The organism is Microbispora sp. NPDC046973 (genome assembly GCF_040644495.1).
Taxonomy (GTDB): Bacteria; Actinomycetota; Actinomycetes; order Streptosporangiales; family Streptosporangiaceae; genus Microbispora.
In genome coordinates, this window is sequence record NZ_JBEYWQ010000053.1 from 12,615 (window position 1) to 33,960 (window position 21,346).

Sequence of the window (21,346 nt, forward strand, 5' to 3'; positions counted from 1 at the left end):
GCTCCGGTCTTCATGCTGTCCAGACGTTAGTCAGCGGGACCGCCGTCGATCCGGCGACTCCCGCTGACCGGGAGACGGCAGCGGGTGGTGCGGGGGTGCGGCGGCTCAGCCGAAGAAGGCCTGCCCGCCGTCGAGGGGCACGGTCGCGCCGGTCAGGTAGCGCAGGTCCGGGCCCACGAGCGCGACCACGGCGCGGCCGATGTCCTGCTCGCAGTCGCCGATGTAACCGAGGGGGATGGTCGCGCGGAACGCCTCCGCCTCCTCCGGGAAGGCCTCCGTCCACCGCTTCAGCCCTGGGGACAGGGCGTGCGGGGCGATGCAGTTGGCGCGGATGCCGTCCGGCCCCCACTCGGTGGCCGCCGTCCGCGTGAGCGAGCGCAATGCCTGCTTCGCCGCGGCGTACGCGCCATATGTGGCGGGGTCCCAGCGGACCATGGCCGAGGTGACGAGGTTGACGATGCTGCCGCCGCCGCGCGCCTTCATGTGGGGATGGCAGGCGTTCATGAACGCGAAGGCGGCGAACGGGCCACTGCGGAAGCCCTTCTGGAACGCGTCGTCGCTCATCGACAGCAGCGGGCCGTACGCGCCGGTGTAGGCGTTGTTGACGAGGATGTCCACGCCGCCGAACCGGGTCACGACGGCCTCGACCACCGCGGGGATCGCATCGGTCTCGGTCACGTCGCACTGGAACGGCTCTGCCGTCCCGCCGCGCTCGCGGACCAGCTCGCAGGTCGTCTCCAGCTTCGCCGCGGTGCGGCCGAGCACGGCCACGGCGACGCCTTCCGAGGCGAGCGCGAGCGCGATGCCTTGACCCACGCCCTGGCCCGCTCCCGTAACGATCGCGACTTTTCCGTCCAGGCTTCCCATACGTCTTCCCATTCCGGTGTGACGCGGCACAGTGAAAGTGATCAGTCTCGCTCACTGGGAACAGGCTGCCTGCCGGGGTGACGGCATCGTGGGTGCTGTCCCGGTCACCGGGAGGCCCGCCCCCGCAGGGCCGGCGGAAGGTTGAGTGGGACGTACTCGCTCAGGTACCGGATGCGTCGGTCGGCATCCCGTGACGCGGCGAGTACACCTTGCGCCTCCATCTGCGGCCCGAACCGCACCACCTGCAACGGCTCCGCGTTGTCGGCCCGCCCCAGCTCATCCAGCGCGTCAGCCCGCGTCGGAAGCACCTCACCCGAGGCCGGATCGACCTAAATCCCGTCCTGACCGTCCCAGTGGGTCTCACCGTCTGGCCGGCGCAGCGTCCCCCGGATCGTCAACCCGCCGCTCACCACGCACCGCCGCCCGCATCCCGCGAGCCTTGAACGAGTGCGCCCATCTCAATCGGACTTCTCTACCCGCGTCGGCTGTCCGCGAAGACAGTCTCATCGCTTGGCGGTTGCGGTGATGCGAGCGTAGCCGATGACGTGGGAGGACAGGGCGAAGGAGGCCAGGGCAGGGGTGGCATTCTGCGGGACTCCCGCGTCGGCCACGTCCAGCGCCAGGACGGTCACGTCGTAGCGGTGCGGGCGGTCGCCCGCGGGCGGGCACGGGCCCAGGTAGCCCGCCGCGCCAGTGTCGTTGGCCCCGGTGGTGACGTCCTTGGGGATCGAAGTGGCGGAGGCCGGGATGCCGCGGACCGCCCAATGCCAGAAGCCGCTGCCGGTCGGGGCGTCCCGGTCGAACATGGTCACCGCGAAGCTTCTGGTCCCCGCCGGGGCGCCTGACCACGTCAGCGTGGGAGCGGTGTTCTGGCCGGTGCAGCCGAAGCCGCTGGAGTAGGCCTCGGCGGGGAACACGCCTGCGGCCAGGTCTGGGCTTTCCACATGGAACCTGGTGGCGTGGGCGGGGATGCCGGCGCGTACCTTGTGGTAGCCGAAGCCGGGCGCCCCGGTGGTGGCCGCCGAGGCGGTCTGGGCAGCGGCGGCCACGGTGACGGCGGCGACGGCCAGGGCGGTGAACTTGCGCTTCATGACTGCTCTCCTCAGCGTGTCGGGATGTGCTCTTCACCCTTCCGCCCCGGCTCAGCGCGTGGCCAGGCGCTCGGGAGCCTGGTACCCGGCGTACCACCCTGGGGATACGCCCCTTCTGCCATGCTTGTCGGCATGCGACGTGATGAGCTGGGAGCGTTCCTGAGGGCGGCCAGGGAACGGCTGACCCCTCAGGAGGCCGGGCTGCCCGGCCGTGGGCGGCGGCGCACACCGGGGCTGCGCCGCCAGGAGGTGGCCGAGCTCGCCGCGGTCAGCGTGGAGTGGTACATCCGGCTGGAGCAGGGCCGCGTTGGCACGCCTGGATCCGCCGTACTGGATGCCGTCGCCACCGCGCTGCGGCTCAGTGCCGCCGAGCGGAGGCATCTCTACCTGGTCGCGCGGGGCGAGGCACCGCCGCCGCAGTACGTTCCCGCCCCGCTCTCGCCGTCTCTGCGCGCGCTGCTGGACGGCATGCCGTTGCTGCCCGCTTACGTCATGGACTTCCGCTTCGACATCCTGGCCTGCAACAACGCTGCCAAGGCGCTGTTCGGCGCCGAGTTCGGGGCCGGGCGGCTGGGCAACACCGCCCGCATCCTGTTCTGCGAGCCGGACATGCGGGAGGGGCAGCTCGACTGGGAACGTTTCGCCCGCGAGACCGTAGGCAATCTGCGCGCCAACAGCGCCCGCCACCCCGGCGACCCGGTCCTGGCCAGGCTCGTGGCCGATCTGCGTGCCACGAGCCCGCAGTTCGCCGCCTGGTGGGCCGACCAGCATGTCGAGGAACGCTCCCGCGGCACCAAGCGCATCCTGCGCCACGACGTTGGGCTGATGACCCTGGCCTATGACATGCTCCGCGCGCTCGACAGCTCGGACCAGCGCCTGTTCGTCCTCACCCCGGCCGACCATGCCACCGAGAACGCCCTGCGCACCCTCGTCACGGCCCGTTCTACCGCTCTGACTGCCATCGCCTGACCGAGGCCACGCACATCAGCGGCCTCTATGAAGCCGTCTCGGCCGACACCGACGCTGCCGAGCAGAGACCGCGCCGGCCCTCCCTTGCATATGAGATCTGGAAAACGATCACTGTTCACTCGGGAAGCGACCGGTCCCCTCCTTCGTGCCGGCTGCGAACCGCTCCTGGGCCCCCATAGCCGGCGGCTCGCTCGCCGCTGCGGATGTTCTTCGGCACCGAGGGGCTGCGGGTGACCCAGTAGGCCCGCGCCGAGCGGCTCAAGACGTGGGCCGACCGGCACAAGCTACGTGACCGGCGCCGTCGTGGCCGCCGACGGCGGCCGCACCGCCATCTGACCCGGGGCGCGCTCCGGTCCCTCTGCACAACCACCATTACCGGAACCACGCGCTCGGGCGCGAGGGAGGAGATTGAGGTCAATGTGATTGCGAAGGATCGACTCCATGTATAGAGGGGTGGCACGAGGCCGAGTCCCATCATGCCTGCGCTGCCACCTAGTGCTGTGACCGGCAACGTTCACCGGGTTAACCCGGCAGACCCAGGTGGCGAGCGTCAGGCAGGGCTGAGCCGCAGGCTCTTGAACTCGGTCGCCTGGGCGGCGATCGCCTTCTCCGTGGGGAGGCGCTCCATCGACGACGCCCCGAAGAAGCCCGCGATCCCGTTCGTGTGGTCGAGGACGAACTGGGCGTCCTCCGGCTCGGCGATGGGGCCGCCGTGGCAGAGCACGATGACGTCGGGGTTCACCGCGACGGCGGCATCGCGCATCTCCTGCACCGCGACGGCCGCCTCCTCCAGGGTGAGGGCGGTTGCCGCGCCGATGCTGCCGCTCGTGGTCAAGCCGACGTGGGGCACGAGGACGTCGGCTCCGGCCTCGGCCATCGCCGCGGCCTGCTCGGCGTCGAAGACGTAGGGGGCGGTGAGCAGGTCACGCCGCCGCGCTTCCCTGATCATGTCGACTTCGAGCCGGTAGCCCATCCCGGTCTCCTCGAGATTCTGCCGGAACTTGCCGTCGTACAGGCCCACGGTGGGGAAGTTCTGCACGCCGGCGAAGCCCATCGCCTTGAGCTGGTCGAGGAACGGGCCCATGAGACGGAAGGGGTCGGTGCCGCAGACCCCGGCCAGCACGGGGGTGTCGCGCACGACCGGGAGGACCTCCCTGGCCATGTCGACGACGATCGCGTTGGCGTCGCCGTACGGGAGCAACCCGGCGAGCGAGCCTCGCCCGGCCATGCGGTAGCGGCCCGAGTTGTAGATGATCAGCAGGTCGACGCCGCCGGCCTCGGCGGCCTTGGCCGACAGGCCGGTGCCGGCGCCCGCGCCGATGATGGGGCGGCCGGCCTCGACGGTGGCGCGCAGGCGTCCGAGAGCGGTCTCGCGGTTCATCTCATTCTCCAGTTCGACGTGCGCGGATGAGGCGGTGCAGGGCTTCGGCCGCGGCCCGGCCGAAGCCCGGATCGTTGACGGCGGCGTCCACGTCGTGGACGGGGACGCCGGTGTCCTTCAGGCGGTCCCGGAGCGCGGCGAAGCAGGCGGCGTCGGCGTCGGGGTCGGCGAACGGCCCTCCTTCGACGTCGATCCCGGAGACGCCCTTCAGCGGCAGGTAGACCTCCACCGGCCCGGTGGCGCGGCTGAGCTTGTCGCCGATCCTGGCGCCCAGCTCGGCCATCTCCTCGCGGGTCGTCCGCATGAGGGTGACCGTGGGGTTGTGCACCAGGAACTTCCGGTCCGCGAACCTCTCCGGCACGGTCTCGCGGGGCCCGAAGTTGACCATGTCGAGCGCGCCCACGCTGACCACCTGCGGGATGCCGGCTCGCCCCGCCGCCTCCAGCCGGTGGGGGCCTGCGGTGAGCACACCGCCGACGAGGTCGTCGGCCAGTTCGGTGGTGGTCAGGTCGAGGACGCCGTCGAGCATCCCGGAGGCGGCGAGGGCCTCCATCGCCCGCCCGCCGGAACCGGTGGCGTGGAAGACCAGCACCTCGTATCCGGCGCTCGTCAGATAGTCACGGGCTTCGTCGACGGCGGGCGTGGTGAGCCCGAACATCGTGGCGGCGACCAGCTTCCGCTCGCCGCCGGCCTCTGTGCCAATCTCGGTGCGGACCCGGGCGTACCGCTGGGCCATCCCGGCCGCCGCGGCGGCGGCGTTGCCGAGAACCGCGCGCGAGAGCCGGTTGATGCCGGAGATGTCCACCACGGAGTACATGAGAGTGACGTCGACGTCCCCGACGTAGGGGCCGACGTCACCCGAGGCCATGGTCGAGACCAGCAGCTTGGGCACCCCGACGGGCAGGGCTTGGAGCGCGCGGGCCGCGACGGACGAGCCGCTGGAGCCGCCGATCGCGAGAAGCCCGTCGAGGCGCCCCTCGTCGAACAGCCGCCGGACGATCACGGCGGCGCCGGTCGCCATCGCGTCCATCGCGGCGCCGCGGTCGCGGGCGTCGCGGAGCCGGTCGAGCTCGGTGCCCGCCGCCCGCGCCACCTCCTCCGCGCCGATGTCGGCGAGTTCCGCCCCCTGGGCGAAGGTGCCCACATTGATCAGCAGCACGTCGCAGCCCGCGTCGCGCAGCCGGTCGCGGACCCAGCGATACTCCTCGGTCTTGGTGTCCAGCGTTCCCAGCAGCACCACCGTCGCCACCGCGACCTCCCTGTCGTCGTCGACCTGCGCGTACGGTCGAGGATGTCGGGCCCTTATCGGATCGGCCAGGCCAATCGCGCAGAATTGGTCCATGGCCCGTGCGGAACATGTCGACAGCGCAGCGCTGGCCCGTCTGATCGGGGGGTGGCGGGCGGAGGACGTGCCGCTGCCGCACGCGCTCGCCGGCGCGCTCGCCGAGCTGATCGCCGGCAACGTGCTGGTCGACGGGGCCGCGCTGCCGCCGCAGCGCGCGCTGGCCGCCGCGCTGGGAGTGTCCCGCGGGACCGTCGCCGAGGCGTACGCGGAGCTGGCCGCGCGGGGACAGCTGACGTCCCGGCAGGGGTCGGGGTCGCGCATCCGGCGCGGCCGGAGCGCGGGAGGGGATCATGTCGTCGAGGGACGGCTGGCGTCCTTCGGCCGCACCCGCCGGCCGGTCGAGCTGGACCTGTCCAGCGGGGCCCTGCCCGCCCTGTCGCTGGTGCGGGACGTCGTCGCGGCGGTCGACCTGGGCGAGCTCGACGTCTACCTCGCGGATGACGGCTACTACGCCGCGGGGCTGCCCCGGCTCCGTGCGGTCGTGGCCGAGCAGTACACCCTGCAGGGGCTGCCGACCGGGCCCGACCAGATCCTCGTCACGTCCGGCTCCCAGCAGGCCGTCTGGTTGTGCGCGTCGTCCCTGGTGGCACCGGGTGACGAGGTGCTGGTCGAGGAGCCGAGCTATCGGGGGGCGATCGAGGCGTTCCGTACGGCCGGGGCGCGGCTGACGGGAGTGCCCGTACGGCAGGACGGCCTCGACCTCGACCACCTCGAAAGGGTCGCGCACCGGGCCGCCCTCCTCTACTGCCAGCCCGCGGCGCACAACCCCACCGGGATCAGCTGGCCGGCGGCGAGCGGGGAGCGGCTCAGCGAGATCGTCGGCAGGCACGGCCTGCTGACGATCGAAGACCGGTCCTGCGCCGACCTCGTCCTCGACGACCGCGGCGTCCGGCCCCCGCTGCCCGGCCCTGGAAATCCCGGCTCGATGATCCGGATCGGCACCGCGTCCAAGTTGCTCTGGGGCGGGCTGCGGGTCGGGTGGATCCGCGCGGAGCGGCCGATGATCATGCGGCTGACACAGGCCAAGGCGGCACTGGACCTGGCCGCGCCGGTGATCGACCAGATGGTGACCGCCGAGCTCCTCGCGCAGGCCGATCGGGCCCGGCAGGAGCGCGCCCGGCGCCTGCGTGCCCATCTCGCCGACGCGATAGCGGTCCTGGCGGAACTGCGCCCGGCGTGGCGGTGGACGCCGCCGCACGGGGGCACGGCGCTGTGGATCGACACCGGAACCGACGCCGTCGCCCTGGCCGAACGCGCACGGAGGAGGGGCGTGCTGGTCACCGCGGGCCCGGCCTTCTCCCCCTCGAACGCGCAGCGCTCCCGGCTGCGGCTGCCGTTCTGGAGGCCCGTCGAGCAGTTCGCGCACGCGGTCGAACTGCTCGAATGAGCTACGGCGTCGTGGGCATGCGGTCCCGGTGACCGGGAGTGCCGGCATCCCGCGCCCGGCCGTTGCCGACAATTTCGGCCACGGACGGACTCCGGCTCACGGCGCATCCCGGCGTGAAGGGGAACTGGCAGGCATGGCGACAGATCCGAGGCTCGCGGCGGCGGCGGTGACGGCCGGGCTCACCGGCCCCGGCGGGGCGTTCGAGCTCGCCGAGGAGGAGGTCCTCGGCACGCGCATGGCGGTCTTCAAGAACCGGCGCCGCAACCTCGGCGAGGTGCTCGCCGCCTCGGCCGCGTACGGCGACCGCGACTACATCGTGACGGCGGACGAGCGGCTGAGCTTCGCCGAGCACGCGCGCCGGGTGGCCGCGCTCGCCGCCGCGCTGCGCGAGGAGTACGGTGTGCGCCCCGGCGACCGCGTCGCGATCAACGCGGCCAACCACCCGGGCTGGATCGTGTCGTTCTGGGCGGCGGTCGCCGTCGGCGCCGTCGCGGTCGCGTACAACGCGTGGTGGTCACGCGGCGAGGTCGAGTACGCCCTCGGTCACACGGAGCCGAAGGTGCTGGTCGCCGATGCCAGGCGGGCCGCGCTCGCCCCCGCGGGGACGACGGTCCTGACCCTCGAGGAGGACCTCCCCCGGCTGGTCGAGCGCCATGCGGGCGCTCCGCCGTCCCCGCACGCCGCCGCCGAGGACGACCCCGCGGTGATCATCTACACCAGCGGCACCTCGGGCCGTCCCAAGGGCGCGGTCCACACGCACCGCAACCTCACCTCGGTGGTCGAATACCACCGGATGAACGACGCGCTGGCCCAGGCGTTCGGCGACCCGATGGACGCGGCGGACCGGCGCTACCTGCTGGCGCTGCCGCTGTTCCACATCGCGAGCCTGCACAATCTCGCGGTGCCCCGCCTCGCGACCGGCAGCGCCGCCGTGATGCATCTGGGCGCCTTCGACGTGGATCGCGTGCTGCGGCTCATCGAGCGGGAGCGGGTCACCAACTGGGGCGCGGTGCCGACGATGGCGAGCCGCCTGATCGAGCACGGCGACCTGTCGGGCTACGACCTGTCGTCGCTGACCGCCTTCGCGCTGGCCTCGGCCCCGTCCTCCCCCGCGTTCAAGCAGCGGCTGCGCGAGGCGTTGCCGGTCGCCCGGCAGGCGCTGGTGGACAGCTACGGCCTGACCGAGTCGTCCACCGCGATCTCCGTCGCCACCCCGGCCGACCTGGAGGAGGCCCCGGGGACGCTGGGCCGCCCGATCGCCACCGTCCGGCTGGAGATCCGCGATCCCGAGGGCAAGCCGCTGCCGGAGGGCGAGGAGGGCGAGGTCTGCGTCCGCAGCCCCTACAACATGCTCGGCTACTGGCGGGACCCGCAGGCCACCGCTCAGGCCATCCGGGAGGACCGGTGGCTGCACACCGGCGACATCGGGGTGATCGAGCACGGACGGCTGCGCCTGAGCGCCCGCCGCTCCGATCTGATCATCCGGGGCGGGGAGAACGTCTACCCCGCCGAGGTCGAGAACGCGCTGGCCGAACACCCCGCGGTGGTGGAGTGCGTCGTGGTCGGCGCCCCGCACGCCGACCTCGGCCAGGAGGTCGTCGCCGTGGTCGTCACGGCGGGCGGGTATGACGTGGGCGAGGACGACCTGCGGGCGCACCTGCGCGAGCGCCTCGCCTACTTCAAGGTGCCGTCGCGCTGGCGGATCACGACCGAGGCGCTGCCGCGCAACGCCACCGGCAAGGTGATCCGCCAGGAGGTCACGCGCGTGCTCGGCATCGCCGACTCCTGAGCCGCCGTGGCGCCGGCTGAGGAGAGGCGTGGACTCCGCGCCGAGGGGTAGCTCGGGTAGCCGTAGCGGATCACACCGGACCGCCGGAAGCCGGGGGCGTCCATGACTTCAGTGAGCGAGAGCCGGACCGCGGGCGTGACAGGCCCGGCCGCGGGCCACCCGTCCGTGTCGATGACGCTGGGGGCGCTGTTCGTGTCGGCCTCGGCCGTGCTCATCCACCTGTCGGGCACCTCGCCGGGCACCGCCTCGTTCTTCCGCTGTCTGCTGGCCCTTCCCGTGCTGGTTCCGCTCGCGCTGCTGGAGCGCGGGCGCGAAGGCCCGATGCCGGCGCGCAGGCGGGCCGTCACCCTCGCCGCGGGCGCCCTGTTCGCCGGGGACATGCTGCTGTGGACGGCGGCGATCAGCGAGGTCGGCGCCGGGCTGTCCACCGTGCTCGTCAACGTCCAAGTGGTGATCGTGCCGCTGCTCGCCCTGCTGGTGGACCGCGAGCCGCCGCCCCGCCGCTTCGTCGTGTCCCTCCCCTTCCTCCTGCTCGGCGTGGTCCTGGCGAGCGGCGTGGCCGAGGGCGGCGCCGGCGGGAGCCGGCCGCTCCTCGGGACCGTCCACGCCGTGCTGGCGGCCGTGTGCTACTCAGGCTTCCTGTTCCTGCTGCGGCGGGGAGGGCAGCAGGGGCAGGCGGTGCAGTCCTATCTGTGGGTGACCGTCGCCGCCACCGTCGCCTCTCTGGCCGCGGGCGCCCTCTGGCAGGGCGTCGATCTGACGCCCGGATGGACGGCCGTCGGGTGGCTGACCCTGGTCGCGCTCTTCGGACAGGTGCTCGGCTGGCTTCTCGTCGCCGTGGCCTCGCCCCGTCTCGCCAGCCACGTCGGGGCCATCCTGCTGCTGCTCACGCCCGTCGGCGCCCTCGTCCTCGGCTGGGCCGTCCTCGGCGAGCACCCCTCCCCTCTCCAGCTGGCGGGCTGCGCCGTGATCCTCGCGAGCGGCACCTTCGCCACCACCCGGTCCGCCCGCGACTCATGAGGCGGGCGGTCCGGCCCGGCGGTGCGAGGGGGTGCACCGCCGGGCCGGTGCTTCACTGGATGACGAAGCGCTGTGCGGGGGTGCCGTTGCAGTCGTAGATCTGCAGACGGGTGCCGTTCGCGGTCGCGCCGCCGGGGGCGTCGATACACCGGCCCGACTGGGGGTTCTGGATCGACCCGTCGGACAGCCGCACCCAGTTCTGCGCGCCCGTGTTGTTGCAGTCGTACAGCTGCAACGGGGTGCCGTTGGCCGTGCCGCCCGACTGTACGTCGAGGCAGCGGCCGAGGGTGCGCACGGTCTGCCCGCTCCAGCTCCAGAGCTGGTCCTTCGCGTACGACTGGCAGTCCCACAGCTGCACCGGCGCGTTGTTGCCGCCCGTGTCGTCGCCCGCGACGTCGACGCACTTGCCGCCCGGGCCGATGATCGGCCGGCCGGCGGCCGTGCCTCCGGTGCCGAAGCTCCCGATCGTCATCCCGGCCGACGACGGGTTCGGCTGGTCGATCGTCGGGGCGAACCCGCCGACGTCGTCGTAGGAGAAGCCGTAGGCCAGACCGTTCAGCGAGTTGGCGTGGATCGTCTTGCTGAACAGGTTCGACGCGGACTGCCCGTAGAACTTCGTCGCGTCCGTCGTCGGCTGGGTGTCGTACATGACCCGGCCGGCCGTGGACAGCGTCGCGCGGTTGAGCGCGGCGCACACCCGCGCGCCGACCGCGAGGATGGCGGCCTCGTCGGGCTGGTTCTGCGGTTGCATGCCGCCCGAGCAGGCGAAGACGTCGCTCGTGGCCGGTTTGGCGAGCGTCCCGATGACGGCGCCGGACGCGTTCCTGAACGTCCAGTTCGTGCCGCTGGTGGTGCCGGTGAAGGTGCCCAGCGACGTCTGCACGGTCAGCGGGTGCGTGGCGTAGTAGGACCACACCCCGCTCACGTAGGCATCGAGGTAGGTCGAGGGGAACTGGCCCTTGGCGATGGCGTGCGCGGGCGCGAGCACGCGCAGCGGGAGGCCGTCGGAGGCCCGCGTCGTCGTCAGGCCCGACCACGGCGACCCCAGCCCGGCGAACGCGTTGAGGATGCCAGTGCGGTTGCCGGGGATGCCCTGCGTCTGGGTGTTGCCGGAGGCGTCGGTGACGCTGACCGTCATCGGGATGCCGAACATGTCGACCGTGGTCGAGTTGATGAAGATGCCCGTGCCGCCGTTGCTCGTCCGCGCGAACTCCGTCCAGTCGTAGAGGATGGCGGCGTTGGGGTCGCTGTCGACCCAGGGCGCCGGCTCGACCAGCCCGTTCGTGGTCAGGAAGAACCGCAGCTTGGCGCCCATCGACAGGTAGACGCGGCCGCCTGACAGGTTCGGCGCCAGCCTGATGGTGGTGCTGGCGCCGTTGCCCGGTCCGGGGATGGAGGTGTCGGGCGCCGGGACGGGCCCGTTGGGGATCGACGAGGGGAAGCTCCACGGGCGCCACGTCCCCGAGGCGTCCACGTACCCCTGCTGGCCGGTGGCCGCGTTGCGGGCGACGACGTAGACGTACGTCGCGTCGCCCCGGCCGGAGTTGTTGGTGATCGTGAATGGCAACTGCGCGACGGCGGCGTTCGCCGCCTGCTGCCCGGCGGCGAGGACGACCGCCTGGGCCAGCACCACGACGGCGAGCAGAGCCCGCCGCCATCGCAGGAACGACACGTGCATCTCTCGGCTCCTCTGGGGGGTTCGGAGACAAGCTGCGGAGACAAGCTGCGAAGACAAGCCCTGAGAGCGCTCTCAGTAAAGTAACTTTACTGTTGACTGACCGCGCGTCAATACCCGTCGGCCCTGCTCCGCACAGCATGAGGCCGATCCTTGTGCCGCTGGGTGGGATGCCCACGACCGCGGACATCTCGACGAGCGAAAACTGGAAGACGTACTGGTTCTTGGCCCGATCGCCGAACGAGCAGGAGCGCGCGGATGAGCTCGAAGACGAGCCTGGAGAACAGGACCGCCGTCGTCACCGGCGCGGGAGCGGGCCTGGGCCGCAGCGAGGCCCTCGCCCTCGCGGAACGCGGCGCGAACGTCGTCGTCAACGACGTCGGCCCGGCGGCCGAGGACGTCGCGGCCGAGATCAGGGCGCTCGGCCACAGGGCCGTCGCGGTGACGGGCGACATCGGCGACTGGGCCACGGGCGACCGCCTCGTCCAGGCGGCCGTGGACGAATTCGGCGGTCTCGACATCGTGGTGAACAACGCCGGCGTGCTGCGCGACACGATGCTGTTCAACCTGACCGAGTCCGACTGGGACGACGTCATCCGCGTCCATCTCAAGGGACACGCCGCGCTGTCGCGCGCCGCCGCGGTCCACTGGCGGGCGGCGAGCAAGGCGGCCGGCGGCCCGGTCCACGGCCGTGTGATCAACACCTCCTCCGAGGCGTTCCTGTTCGGGCCGGCAGGTCAGCCGAACTACTCCGCCGCCAAGGCCGGCATCGTCGCGCTGACCCTGTCGACCGCCCAGGGCCTGTCGCGGTACGGCGTGCGGGCCAACGCGATCTGCCCCCGGGCCCGTACGGGCATGACGGCGCACGTGTTCGGCGACGGCGCCGAGGTGGGCGGGCTGGACGTCCTCGCCCCCGAGCGGGTGGCCACGTTCGTCGCCTACCTCGCCTCCCCCGCGTCGGAGGAGATCAACGGCCAGGTGTTCGTGGTGCACGGCGACATGGTGGCCCTCCTGGCGGCCCCGACCGTCGAGCGCATGTTCACCGCCGCCGGCGGGGTGTTCTCCGTGGAGGAGCTGGACGCGCAGGTCACCGCGCACTTCCACGGGCGGGACCCGCACCGGACCTACGCGGCCTACTCGGTGGCGCGGCTCGACACCACGGGCGTGCGGAACCTCGCCCGCTGAAACCGGGACAGAGCGGAGGGCGTCCCGCTCAGCGGGAGGCGGCGTTGGAGCGGGCCCCGAGCAGCAGCCGGCAGGCGATCCGGATGTCGCTCTCGGTGTCGGGGACCGACGCCCGGCCGTTCAGGCTCGACTGCAGCACGCCATGCCAGCACTGCATGAGCAGCCGGATCAGCGTGACGTCCATGACGGTCGGCTCCTGGATGCCGAGCGTGCGCAGGACGATCTGCCGGAACTTCATGTCGATCCGGCCGGCGTCGGCCACCGCGGCGGCGTTGGCGGAGCTGGCCGACTGCAGCATCGCGGTGGCGAGCGCGGGGCGGCGCAGCAACTGCCTGCTGGCCAGCACGAGCACGTCGGCGACGGCGTCCTCGGGCGCGGTGCCCGGCTTCGGCTGCGGGACGCTCTCGTCGAACCGGTCGATCTGCTCGGCCATCACGGCGGTGAACAGGTGGGTCTTCGAGGGGAAGTACCGGTACAGCGTGGCGATCGCCACCCCGGCCTCCTTGGCCACCTCGTGCATCTGGACGCGCTCGAGGCCCTTCTCGGCGCCCATCCGGGCGGCCGCGCGCAGGATCCGCAGGTGCCGGGCCCGCTGCTCCGGCGAGCTGGGCTCCGCCGGCGCCCTGACCTCGGCGATCCTCGGCACGTCTCCCCCTGACCGTTCGTGTGTCGCAACGACGATACACAGCCGTGCGCCCGCGCCTGCTACTGCTCCATACCACTCAGTGGGACGTCCTGCGCCGGCAGCCCGGTGCCGGCGCGGGACGTCCGTCAGATCAGGTTGTCCTCGACGGCCAGGCCGAACTCGCCCTTGCCGTACATCGCGAGGGCCCGCTCGACGTCGTTGGCCACGTGGACGCTGCCCGCGTGGGCGTCGCGCCAGGCCCGCTCGATCGGGTTGCCCCGGCTGAGAGAGTTGCCGCCGGCGGTCTTGAACAGGATGTCGATCGCCTCCAGCGCCCGCTCGGTGGCGCGCACCTGGTCCCTGCGCACCCGCAGCCGCAGCTCGGCCGGGATCGTCTCGCCCCGCACCGCGTGCTCGTACACCTCCCGCACGTTGCGGTCGGTCTGCAGGATCGCCGCGTCGATCTCCGACGCCGCGCGGGCCACGGCGACCTGGGCGAACTGGTCCTCGGCGAACCGGCCGCCGCCCAGGCTGAGCCGTACGCGGTCGCGCATCGCGGTCACGTACGACCGGTAGCAGCCCGCGGCCATCCCGATGACCGGGGCGGTGATCGTGGTGGTGAACACGGTGCCGAAGGGGATGCGGAAGAGCGGCCCGGTGTTCACCTTCTGACCGGGACCGCGCAGCTGCGCCATGTCGTAGTTGCGCATCACGCGGTGCGCGGGCACGAAGGCGTCCTCCACGATGATGTCGTTGCTGCCCGTGCCGCGCAGCCCGATGACGTCCCACACGTCCGCGATGAGGTAGTCGGAGCGGGGCACGAGCACGGTCATGAAGTCCACCGGCCTGCCCTGGTCGCCGAGGACGAGGCCGCCCACCATCGCCCACGACGCGTGCTCGCAGCCCGAGGAGAACCGCCACCGGCCGGACAGCCGGTAGCCGCCCTCGACGGGGACGAGCCGCCCGACCGGCGCGTACGACGAGGAGATCAGCGCGTCCGGGTCGCTCCCCCACACCTCGTCCTGGGCGGCCTCGTCGAAAAGGGCGAGCTGCCAGGGGTGCACGCCGAGCACGGCGACGGTCCAGCCGGTCGACCCGCACACCGCGGAGATCTCCCGGACCACCTCGTAGAAGCTCACCGGATCGCTCTCCACGCCGCCGTACCTCTTCGGCTGCAGCATCCGGAAGACCCCGGCCTGGACCAGCTCCCTGATCGACTCCGCCGGGACCCGCCGGTCCTCGTCGGTGGACCGGGCCCGTTCGGCGATCTTCGGCAGCAGCGCCCGAACCGCGTCCAGGACCTCGTTGCTCATCTGGGAGTCCTCCGTGTCACGCTCGTCGGTCAGATGCCGTCCATGATGGTGCGTGGAGCCGATGACCGCATGTCAGGACACTCCCGGCCAATGAGACTCGCCGTCCGGCGGGCCGCCGCAGCTCCTACGTTGGCGGACTGAGAGAACGTGCGTCCTGAAGGGTCGGATCAAGGTGACTGCAGGAGTAGCCGGGAACGACGACGTCCGCAGAATCGAGGCGGAGGCGGTGCCCACGCGGTTCGCCCGGGGCTGGCACTGCCTGGGCCTGTCGGAGAAGTTCAAGGACGGCAAGCCGCACACGGTCAGCGCCTTCGGCCAGAAGCTCGTGGTCTTCCAGAGCGGCGACGGCAGGATCAACGTGCTCGACGCCTACTGCCGGCACATGGGCGGCGATCTGTCGCAGGGCACGATCAAGGGCGACGAGATCGCCTGCCCGTTCCACGACTGGCGCTGGGGCGGCGACGGCCGCTGCAAGAAGATCCCCTATGCGCGCCGGGTCCCGCTGCGCGCCCGCACCGCCGCCTGGACCACCATGGACCAGGACGGCCTGGTGTTCGTGTGGAACGACCCGGAGGGCAACCCGCCGCCGCCGGAGGTCACGATCCCCCGGATCGAGGGCGCGACGCGGGACGACTGGACCGACTGGGTCTGGACCGAGACCGTCGTGAACACCAACTGCCGCGAGGTCGTGGACAACGTCGTCGACATGGCGCACTTCTTCTACGTGCACTACTCGTTCCCGACGTACTTCAAGAACATCTTCGAGGGCCACGTCGCCACGCAGATCATGAAGGGCAACGGCCGCCAGGACACCCGCCCGCCCGCGAAGGACGGCGAGCCGAGGCTGCTCGGCAACGACTCGGTGGCGTCGTACCACGGGCCGTCCTTCATGATCGACGATCTGACGTACCACTACGACACGATGGACATCGACTCGGTCCTGATCAACGCCCACTACCCGATCGACGCGAACGCGTTCGTGCTGCACTCGGGGATCATCGTGCAGCGCACCGACACGCTCCCCGGGCCCGCGGCCGACGCGATGGCCAGGCGGATGAGCTCCTTCATCCTCAAGGGCTTCGACCAGGACGTGCAGATCTGGAAGAACAAGGCCCGCATCGACAACCCGCTGCTGTGCGAGGAGGACGGGCCGGTCTACCAGCTGCGCCGCTGGTACGAGCAGTTCTACGTGGACGTCGCCGACGTCAGGCCGGAGATGGTGGAGCGCTTCGAGTTCGAGTTCGACACCACCCGCCCGGTCGAGGCGTGGAAGAAAGAGGTCGAGGAGAACCTCGCCCGCAAGGCCGCGGAGCTTCCGGCAGGCACGGGCCTGCCCGCATGACGATCCGCCCCGACGACCGGCTGCTCGACGCGCCCATGCAGCCGCTGACCTGCAGGAGGTGCGGCGCCGGCGTGGAGGTGCGCAAGGCGAGCTGGCACCAGACCAGCGTGCAGTGGAACGCCGACGCGGCCGGGACCTGCCAGGAGCGCCGCACCGCCGGGCCCGGAATCTTCGCCGGCTGCGCGGCGCTGCGCGACTCCATCGTCCAGGCCGCGCTCGACGGCGAGATCGCCGTACGGGAGGAATCGTGATCGGCGAGGATGCGTACCGAGCTCAGATGGCCAGCCGGGCGGCGATGCCGTCGAGGACGCTGTCCAGCCCCAGCTCGAACTGCCAGTCGTCGTCGTCCTTCCTGACGCCCTGGCGGATGTAGCGCTCGAACGCCGGATAGCGGCCCGACTCCAGCAGCCAGCTCATCCGGCTCGAGTAGAGGGTGCGCAGGTCGTCCATCTTCTCCGCGCCCTCCTTGCGCATCAGCCTGGCCATCCTGATCCGGGCGGTGGTCGCCCCGGTGACGAACGCGGTGACCGTGCCGAGGACGGTCATCGCCGTGTCGGCGTCGAGGCCGAGGCCGTCCAGCGACGCGAGCAGCCGGTCGGTGCGCGCGATGAAGTTGGGGGTCAGCGGCCCTGAGTGGGCCGTGGTCTCCACCAGCCAGGGATGGCGCAGCAGGAGGTCGCGCAGCCGCAGGGCGGACACGCGCAGGATCTCCCGCCAGTCGCCGCCCTCGGCGGCTTGCGCCTCCTCGGCGTAGACCGTGTCCACCATCAGCTCGATCACGTCGTCCTTGCCGCGCACGTAGCGGTAGAGGCCCATGGTGGCGACGCCGAGCCGCTCGGCCAGCCGGCGCATCGAGACCGCGTCCAGTCCCTCGGCGTCCGCGATCTCCACGGCCGCCGTGGCGATCTGCGCATGGGTCAGCGCCGCGCGGGGAGGCCGGGCGGGGCGCTCCATCCGCTGCCAGATGGACTCGTGCGCGCCGTCCCCTGTGTCGTCGGCAGCGTGGTCCGCCTGCTTCCCGGCCATCGTCGTGCTCCTCCCGGTTGGGTGTGTACATCGTACTCGGACTTGTACGTCGTACGCATCTGCGCGTACGGTGTACTCGTTGCGTACGCCGTACTCACCTTGTGGAGGAATCATGCCCGGAGAAGACCGGCTGAATGTGGCGATGATCATCGGCAGCGTCCGGGACGGGAGGGTGGCGCCCCTCGTCGCGAACTGGTTCGCCGGCCAGGCGGAGCGGCGCGGCGACGTCGCGCTCGACGTGGTCGACCTGGCCGAGACCCGGCTCCCCGACGGGCTGCGCGGGCACTTCGGCGGCGAGAAGCCGGAGGAGGTCGTCGGGCTGCGGCCCCGGGTGGAGGCCGCGGACGCCTTCGTCGTCGTGACCCCGGAGTACAACCGCAGCTTCCCCGCCGCGCTCAAACTGATGATCGACAGCTACCACCGGGAGTGGGCGGCCAAGCCCGTCGGCTTCGTCTGCTACGGCGGCATGTCCAGCGGCCTGCGGGCCGTCGAGCAGCTCCGGCTGGTCTTCGCCGAGCTGCACGCCGTGACGATCCGCGACTCCGTCGCCTTCCAGAGCCCGTGGACGCTGTTCGACGCCGAGGGGAACTGGCCGAAGGATCCCGCGGGCCCGGAGGGCGCCGCCAAGGTCATGCTCGACGAGCTCGTCTGGTTCGGCCGGGCCCTGCGCGACGCGCGGGCGGCACACCCGTACGGGGGCTGAGATGGGCTCCCTGCTCCGCTCCGGCCTGCGTGCCCGTCGCGGCGCCGTCGCTCTGATCGCCGTGCTCCAGATCGCGCAGGCGCTCGCCGCCCTCCTGCTGCCCACGTTCAACGCCACGCTCATCGACGACGGCGTGCTGCGCGGCGACACCGGGCTGATCCTGCGTCTGGGCGGCGTCATGGTGGCCGGGACGCTGGCACAGGTCCTGTGCTCGGCCGTGGTGGGAGCCCTCGCCGCCAGGACCGCCGCCGCCGTCGGTCACGAACTGCGCACCGCCGTCTACGCGAAGGTCCAGTCGTTCTCGTCCCGAGAGGTGGGCCGCTTCGGAGTGCCGTCCCTGATCACCCGCACGATCGGCGACGTGCAGCAGGTGCAGACGCTGGTCTTCATGGGGCTGACCGGCCTGGCCGCCACGCCCATGATCTTCCTGGGCGGGGTGGTCATGGCGCTGCGGCAGGACCTGCGCCTGTCCACGCTGCTGCTGGTCGCGCTGCCGGCGCTGTCGGCCGTCCTGTGGGTGATCCTGCACCGGCTCACCCCGCTGTCGCAGGCGACGCAGCGCGGCGTCGACCAGGTCAACCGGCTGGTGCGCGAGCAGATCGCCGGGGTCCGGGTGGTCCGGGCGTTCGCCGCCGAGGACCGCGAACGCGCCAGGTTCGCCGAGGCCAACGGCGCGCTGCTGGGCTACGCCGTACGCGCCGCGCGGCTGACGGCCGTCATGTATCCCGCCGGGATGCTGATCGGCAACCTGTGCGGCGTGGCGGTCGTCTGGTATGGCGGGCACCTCGTCGACGACGGCGTCACCCAGGTGGGCTCGCTGGTGGCGTTCCTGAACTACCTGGCCGTGATCCTGGGGTCCGCCCTGCTCGCGACCTTCACCGTCCTGGCCGCGCCGCGCGCCCGGGTCTCCGCCCTCCGGGTGCGCGAGGTGCTGGAGACCGGGACGGAGCCGCTCACGTCGCCGTCCGGCACGGATCGGACCTGGAAGGGCGAGGTCGAGGTCAGCGACGCGCACGTGCGCTACCCGGGAGCGGAAGAGCCGGTGCTGCGCGGCGTCAACCTCCTCGTCCGCCCCGGCGAGACCGTCGCGGTCGTCGGCTCCACCGGCTCGGGCAAGACCACCCTGCTGAACCTCGTGGCCCGGCTGCTCGACCCGACCGGCGGGCGGGTGCTCCTCGACGGGACGGACGTCGCGTCGCTGCCCCCGGAGGAGCCGGCCGGCGTCGTCGGCCTGGTGCCGCAACGGCCGTACCTGTTCTCCGGCACCATCGCCGGCAACCTCAGGTACGGCAGGCCCGAGGCGACGGACGCCGAGCTGTGGCACGCGCTGGAGGTCGCGCAGGCGCGCGAGTTCGTGGAGGCGCTGCCGGAGGGCCTGGAGACGCCGCTCGGGCAGGGGGGCGCGTCGCTGTCCGGCGGCCAGCGGCAGCGCCTGACGGTGGCGCGGGCCCTGGTCGCCCGTCCCCGGGTGCTGCTGCTCGACGACCCGTTCTCCGCGCTCGACCCGGTCACCGAGCGGGCGCTCGCGGACGCGCTGGCGCGGCAGACCCGCGATGTCGCCGTCGTCCTGGTCGCCCAGCGGATCTCCTCGACCCGGCACGCCGACCGGCTGGTGGTGCTCGACGAGGGCCGCGTCGCCGGGGCCGGGACCCACGAGGAGCTGATGGCCTCGTGCCCCGCCTACCGCGAGATCGTGTTCTCCCAGACAGGCCAGGAGGTGGCCGCATGACAGCCCCGAAGCACGGAACCGTCCGGCGTCTGGTGGAGACGGCCCGCCCCGAACTGCCGCTCGCCGTGGCCGCCCTGACCTGCGCGGCCGGGGCCGTGGCCCTGACCGTGGCGGTCCCCCGGCTGCTCGGCGCGGCCACCGACCTGGTGCTGTCGGGCGTGTCCGGGCACCACGGGGTGGACTTCGCCGCGACCGGCCGGGTCCTGCTGGGCGCCCTCGCCTGCTACCTGGCCGCGTTCTTCCTCTCCTTCGCCCAGCAGCGGACGACCGCGACCATCGCGCAACGGCTGGTCTTCCGCCTGCGGGAGCGGACGCAGACCAAGCTCGCGCGGCTGCCGCTGGCCTACTTCGACGGGCGGCAGCGGGGCGATGTGCTCTCCCGGGCCACCAACGACGTCGACAACGTCGGCCAGACGCTGCAGCAGGTGCTCAGCGTGGCGGTCACCGCGCTGCTCACGCTCGTCGGCGTGCTGGCGATGATGGTGTGGACCTCGCCGCTGCTCGCCCTGGTGTCGGTGGTCATGGTGCCGCTGTCCGTCGTGGCGGCGAGGTCGGTGGGCAGGCGGGCGCAGCCGAGGTTCGCCGAGCAGTTCGCGGCCACGGGCCGGCTCAACGCGCACATCGAGGAGACCTACACCGGGCACGCCCTGGTCAGGGTCTTCGGCCGGCGGCGCGAGGCCGTACGGGAGTTCGGCGAGCGCAACGACGCGGTGTTCCGCGCCGGGTTCCGGGCGCAGCTGCTGTCCAGCCTGATCGGTCCGTCGATGTCGCTCGTCATGAACCTCAACTACGTACTCGTCGCCGTGATCGGCGGCCTGCGGGTGGCGGCCGGCGCGCTGTCGGTGGGCGACGTGCAGGCGTTCATCCAGTACTGCCTGCAGTTCGGGCAGCCGGTCAACCAGGTCACGTCGATGTCCACCCTCCTGCAGTCGGTGCTCGCCTCGGCCGGGCGGATCTTCGAGCTGCTCGACGAGGACGAGGAGGAGCCCGTCGCCGACCCCGTCCGCCTTCCGGCCACCGCCACAGGGCGGGTGACGTTCGAGAACGTCTCGTTCCGGTACGCGCCCGATCGTCCCTTGATCGAGGACCTGTCCCTGGTCGCGGAGCCGGGGCAGACCGTCGCGATCGTCGGCCCGACCGGCGCGGGCAAGACCACGCTGATCAACCTGCTCATGCGCTTCTACGACGTCACGGGCGGCCGGATCACGGTGGACGGCGTCGACATCGCCCGGGTCCCCAGGCAGGAGCTGCGCGCCAGGATCGGCATGGTGCTCCAGGACACCTGGCTGCGGCACGGCACGATCGCCGACAACATCGCGTACGGCGCCGGCGACGTGCCGCGCGAGCGGATCGTCGAGGTGGCCAGGGCCACCGGCGTCGACCACCTCGTGCGCACGCTGCCCGACGGGTACGACACGGTGGTCGACGACGACGGCGAGGGGCTGAGCTCGGGCGAGCGCCAGCTCGTCACCGTCGCCCGCGCGTTCCTGGCCGATCCCCCGATCCTGGTGCTCGACGAGGCCACCAGCGCGCTCGACACCCGCACCGAGGTGCTGGTGCAGCGGGCCATGACCTCGCTGCGGGCCGGGCGCACCGGGTTCGTCATCGCCCACCGGCTGTCGACCGTCAGGAACGCCGACCTGATCCTCGTGATGGACGAGGGGCGGATCGTCGAGCAGGGCACACACGACGAGCTTCTGGCGGCGGGCGGCGCCTACGCCCGGCTCCACCGTGCTCAGCTCACCGGAGCCCAGCTCACCGGGGCCCAGCTCACCGGGGCCCAGCCCGCGGCGCCGGACCCGGTGCCCGCGAGCTGACGCGGCAACGGCGGTCCGTCAGAGGCGCGCGGCCTGGAGATCCTCACCGAGCACGTCGCCTGGCTCACCCCCCAGGGCGAGG

Annotated in this window: 18 protein-coding genes; 10 read left to right on the forward strand and 8 right to left on the reverse strand. The window is 72.1% G+C overall.

What is annotated here, in order from left to right; translation table 11 throughout:
• Window positions 1–105 precede the first annotated feature (105 nt).
• Window positions 106–879: an SDR family oxidoreductase gene (locus ABZ860_RS41245; RefSeq protein ID WP_357231752.1), complete on the reverse strand. Its 774-nt coding sequence runs from the start codon at window positions 877–879 to the stop codon at window positions 106–108.
• 491 nt (window positions 880–1,370) lie between these two features.
• Window positions 1,371–1,958: a YbhB/YbcL family Raf kinase inhibitor-like protein gene (locus tag ABZ860_RS41250; protein WP_357231754.1), complete on the reverse strand. Its 588-nt coding sequence runs from the start codon at window positions 1,956–1,958 to the stop codon at window positions 1,371–1,373.
• Between the two features lie 132 nt (window positions 1,959–2,090).
• Between ABZ860_RS41250 and ABZ860_RS41255 the strand changes: the two genes are divergently transcribed.
• Window positions 2,091–2,927 (forward strand): helix-turn-helix transcriptional regulator, encoded by an 837-nt coding sequence (locus tag ABZ860_RS41255; RefSeq protein WP_357231757.1) that lies wholly within the window; start codon window positions 2,091–2,093, stop codon window positions 2,925–2,927.
• Window positions 2,928–3,477: 550 nt separating this feature from the next.
• Here ABZ860_RS41255 and ABZ860_RS41260 read toward each other — a convergent pair.
• Together ABZ860_RS41260 and ABZ860_RS41265 are read right to left on the reverse strand one after the other, a co-directional pair.
• Window positions 3,478–4,308: a phosphoenolpyruvate hydrolase family protein gene (locus ABZ860_RS41260; RefSeq protein WP_357231759.1), complete on the reverse strand. Its 831-nt coding sequence runs from the start codon at window positions 4,306–4,308 to the stop codon at window positions 3,478–3,480.
• A gap of 1 nt (window position 4,309) precedes the next feature.
• On the reverse strand, window positions 4,310–5,557 hold the full coding sequence (locus ABZ860_RS41265; RefSeq protein WP_357231762.1) for a Tm-1-like ATP-binding domain-containing protein: 1,248 nt from the start codon (window positions 5,555–5,557) through the stop codon (window positions 4,310–4,312).
• Between the two features lie 91 nt (window positions 5,558–5,648).
• Here ABZ860_RS41265 and ABZ860_RS41270 point away from each other — a divergent pair, with 91 nt between their 5' ends.
• From ABZ860_RS41270 to ABZ860_RS41280, 3 genes are all read left to right on the forward strand, one after another.
• Window positions 5,649–7,040, forward strand: coding sequence for a PLP-dependent aminotransferase family protein (locus ABZ860_RS41270; protein ID WP_357231765.1), 1,392 nt, complete (start codon window positions 5,649–5,651; stop codon window positions 7,038–7,040).
• 133 nt (window positions 7,041–7,173) lie between these two features.
• Window positions 7,174–8,829, forward strand: coding sequence for an AMP-binding protein (locus ABZ860_RS41275; RefSeq protein WP_357231768.1), 1,656 nt, complete (start codon window positions 7,174–7,176; stop codon window positions 8,827–8,829).
• 102 nt (window positions 8,830–8,931) lie between these two features.
• Entirely contained in the window at window positions 8,932–9,849 is a 918-nt protein-coding gene (locus tag ABZ860_RS41280; protein ID WP_357231771.1) for a DMT family transporter, read from the forward strand.
• A gap of 52 nt (window positions 9,850–9,901) precedes the next feature.
• Here ABZ860_RS41280 and ABZ860_RS41285 read toward each other — a convergent pair whose 3' ends face one another.
• On the reverse strand, window positions 9,902–11,527 hold the full coding sequence (locus ABZ860_RS41285) for a beta-1,3-glucanase family protein (RefSeq protein ID WP_357231774.1): 1,626 nt from the start codon (window positions 11,525–11,527) through the stop codon (window positions 9,902–9,904).
• Window positions 11,528–11,782: 255 nt separating this feature from the next.
• Here ABZ860_RS41285 and ABZ860_RS41290 point away from each other — a divergent pair, with 255 nt between their 5' ends.
• Entirely contained in the window at window positions 11,783–12,709 is a 927-nt protein-coding gene (locus tag ABZ860_RS41290; RefSeq protein ID WP_357231777.1) for a 3-oxoacyl-ACP reductase, read from the forward strand.
• A 28-nt stretch (window positions 12,710–12,737) separates the two neighbouring features.
• Here the strand turns inward: ABZ860_RS41290 and ABZ860_RS41295 are convergent, their stop codons facing one another.
• Both ABZ860_RS41295 and hsaA read right to left on the reverse strand, forming a co-directional pair.
• A complete protein-coding gene (locus tag ABZ860_RS41295) occupies window positions 12,738–13,355 on the reverse strand; it encodes a TetR family transcriptional regulator (protein ID WP_357231780.1) in 618 nt (205 codons plus the stop codon).
• Window positions 13,356–13,480: 125 nt separating this feature from the next.
• Window positions 13,481–14,647 carry a 3-hydroxy-9,10-secoandrosta-1,3,5(10)-triene-9,17-dione monooxygenase oxygenase subunit gene (hsaA, locus tag ABZ860_RS41300; RefSeq protein ID WP_357231783.1) on the reverse strand — a complete coding sequence of 389 codons (1,167 nt, stop codon included), beginning with the start codon at window positions 14,645–14,647 and terminating at the stop codon, window positions 13,481–13,483.
• A gap of 172 nt (window positions 14,648–14,819) precedes the next feature.
• On the opposite strand from hsaA, the gene ABZ860_RS41305 reads away from it, so the two are divergent.
• A complete protein-coding gene (locus ABZ860_RS41305; protein ID WP_357231786.1) occupies window positions 14,820–15,989 on the forward strand; it encodes a Rieske 2Fe-2S domain-containing protein in 1,170 nt (389 codons plus the stop codon).
• Window positions 15,986–16,240 carry a ferredoxin gene (locus tag ABZ860_RS41310; RefSeq protein ID WP_357231789.1) on the forward strand — a complete coding sequence of 85 codons (255 nt, stop codon included), beginning with the start codon at window positions 15,986–15,988 and terminating at the stop codon, window positions 16,238–16,240. Before ABZ860_RS41305 ends, ABZ860_RS41310 begins: the two co-directional genes overlap by 4 nt.
• Window positions 16,241–16,262: 22 nt before the next feature.
• On the opposite strand, the gene ABZ860_RS41315 is transcribed toward ABZ860_RS41310, so the two are convergent.
• Window positions 16,263–17,015, reverse strand: a complete 753-nt coding sequence (locus ABZ860_RS41315; protein ID WP_357231792.1) for a TetR/AcrR family transcriptional regulator — start codon at window positions 17,013–17,015, stop codon at window positions 16,263–16,265.
• A 112-nt stretch (window positions 17,016–17,127) separates the two neighbouring features.
• Here ABZ860_RS41315 and ABZ860_RS41320 point away from each other — a divergent pair, with 112 nt between their 5' ends.
• Genes ABZ860_RS41320 through ABZ860_RS41330 form a run of 3 tightly spaced genes read left to right on the forward strand, consistent with a single transcriptional unit; the run spans window position 17,128 to window position 21,264 of the window.
• Window positions 17,128–17,718 carry an NAD(P)H-dependent oxidoreductase gene (locus ABZ860_RS41320; RefSeq protein ID WP_357231794.1) on the forward strand — a complete coding sequence of 197 codons (591 nt, stop codon included), beginning with the start codon at window positions 17,128–17,130 and terminating at the stop codon, window positions 17,716–17,718.
• A gap of 1 nt (window position 17,719) precedes the next feature.
• On the forward strand, window positions 17,720–19,447 hold the full coding sequence (locus ABZ860_RS41325; protein ID WP_357231797.1) for an ABC transporter ATP-binding protein: 1,728 nt from the start codon (window positions 17,720–17,722) through the stop codon (window positions 19,445–19,447).
• Window positions 19,444–21,264, forward strand: a complete 1,821-nt coding sequence (locus ABZ860_RS41330) for an ABC transporter ATP-binding protein (RefSeq protein ID WP_357231800.1) — start codon at window positions 19,444–19,446, stop codon at window positions 21,262–21,264. The genes ABZ860_RS41325 and ABZ860_RS41330 overlap by 4 nt, the downstream gene beginning before the upstream one ends.
• The last annotated feature ends 82 nt before the right edge of the window (window positions 21,265–21,346 follow it).